Source organism: Herminiimonas sp. (genome assembly GCF_030645555.1).
Lineage (GTDB): Bacteria > Pseudomonadota > Gammaproteobacteria > Burkholderiales > Burkholderiaceae_D > Oxalicibacterium.
Map to the genome: position 1 here is coordinate 1 of NZ_JAUSME010000180.1, position 2,093 is coordinate 2,093.

Below are 2,093 nucleotides of genomic sequence, written 5' to 3' on the forward strand. Positions count from 1 at the left end.
TTATACAGAAAAAGTAATCGATAACATGGTGCACCTTTCCCGTAGATACGCATCAAGCCTTAGGCAAAGTCACCCCATGCTGCCCCTGATACTTGCCGCCCCTGTCCTTGTACGACACTTCACACACTTCATCGCTTTCAAAGAACAGCACTTGCGCACAACCCTCGCCTGCGTAAATCTTTGCCGGCAGTGGTGTCGTGTTCGAAAACTCCAGCGTCACATAGCCTTCCCACTCCGGTTCGAATGGCGTCACGTTGACGATGATGCCGCAGCGCGCATAGGTTGATTTGCCGAGGCAGATCGTCAATACATTGCGCGGGATGCGGAAGTATTCGATCGTGCGGGCGAGTGCGAATGAGTTGGGCGGGATGATGCAGACATCGCTCTTGACATCGACGAACGAGTTTTCATCGAAGTTTTTCGGATCGACGATGGTGCTGTTGATATTGGTGAATATCTTGAATTCATTCGCGCAACGGATATCGTAGCCGTACGACGAGGTGCCGTAAGAGACGATCTTCTGTCCATTCGCCTCACGAACCTGACCCGGCTCGAAGGGTTCTATCATGCCGGTTTCTGCCGCCATGCGGCGTATCCATTTATCAGATTTAATCGTCATTTTTTTCTTTGAGATGGGTGGTTATTGGGGATTTCGCGCAATTTTACGCGAAATAGATCGCCATTCCATGATTTAGCACAAGGATATCGGATCAGCGCTGCATGCTTTCCCACACTTTTTGCAGGCGCTTGGCCGACACCGGCATAGGCGTGCGCAATTCCTGAGCGTACAGCGACACGCGTAACTCTTCCAGCAGCCAGCGGAACTCGCTCATCTTCGGATCGCCATGACGCTCCTTCAATGCGCGCTGCCACGGTGCGGCGGCCTGCATCCATTCGCTCATCGCACGCGCATCGCGCGTCGGATCGGCGCGCAGCTTGTCGATGCGCACATTGATCGCCTTCAGGTAGCGCGGGAAATGCGTGAGGTTGCTGTACTCGTTTTCTGCAATGAAGCGCTTGCCGACCAGACCCTGCAGTTGCGACTGGATATCGGAAACGGCTGGCGCATGCGCCTTCACCGTCTGCAGCTTCTTCGGCAGCGCGTGGTATTCAGTCAGGATCAATCCGGCCAGGCGCGCGATCTCGTTGACCAGCAAACCCAGACGCGACTTGCCCTCATCCTTGCGCGCGTTGAATTCATCAGCATTCTTGGGTAGCGGTTCCTGCAGGCAGGCGCGCTCCAGACCGGCATGTATGATCTGATCGCGCAATTCTTCCTGCGAACCCAGCGCCATGAATTGCATCCCCATCTGCTGCAAGCCGGGGATATTCTTTTCCAGGAACTTGATCTGTTCCTTCAACTGCAGGGCCAGCAGCCGGCGCAAGCCTATCCGGTGCATGCGTGCGGCTTCGGCCGGGTCGTCGAAGACTTCCAGATCGCAATGCGTAGTCTTGTCCACCAGCGCAGGAAAACCTATCAGTGTCTGCCTGCCTTGCTGGATTTCGAGCAGCTCAGGCAATTCGCCAAAGGTCCAGCTAGTCAAATTTTGATGCGTCGTTACGTTGGCTGCTTTGCCCGCAACTTGCGGCACGGCGCCCGACTGCGCGGCAACGGTCTGGCTCGCCGCTTGCGGTTTGCCATTGACGGCGACGGCTTTGGCAGCGCCTGTCGACTGGCCGAGCAGACTACCAGCCAGCGGCATCGCCGTCTGTTCCGCAAGGCGCTGGAAGCTTTCGCGCGCCTGCCCGCCGAATTCTGAACGCAAGGTTCCAAGATTGCGACCCATCTCCAACTGGCGACCATGTTCATCAATGATCTTGAAGTTCATGAACTGATGTGACGACAAGGTTTCCAGCTTGTAGTCTGTGCTCTTGGTAGCGATGCCGGTTTGCTCGCGCACGTCTGCGATCACTGCATCCAGCAGGCTGCCTTTGCCAAACGCATGAGCAGTCTGCACACGATCGCAAAAACCGGCTGCGTAATCCGGCAGCGGCACGCAATGGCGGCGCAGTTTTTGCGGCAGCGACTTGATCAGAAGATGGACTTTTTCCTTCAGCATGCCGGGCACCAGCCATTCGCAGCGGTCGGCTGA

Annotated in this window: 2 protein-coding genes; both read right to left on the reverse strand. The window is 56.1% G+C overall.

The features are described 5' to 3' along the window. Nucleotides 1–52: 52 nt before the first annotated feature. Nucleotides 53–619, reverse strand: coding sequence for a dCTP deaminase (gene dcd, locus Q7T06_RS07030; RefSeq protein ID WP_304782515.1), 567 nt, complete (start codon nucleotides 617–619; stop codon nucleotides 53–55). A gap of 91 nt (nucleotides 620–710) precedes the next feature. Then, nucleotides 711–2,093 (reverse strand): DUF3418 domain-containing protein (locus Q7T06_RS07035; protein ID WP_304782518.1); only part of this gene is annotated, 1,383 nt, incomplete at its 5' end.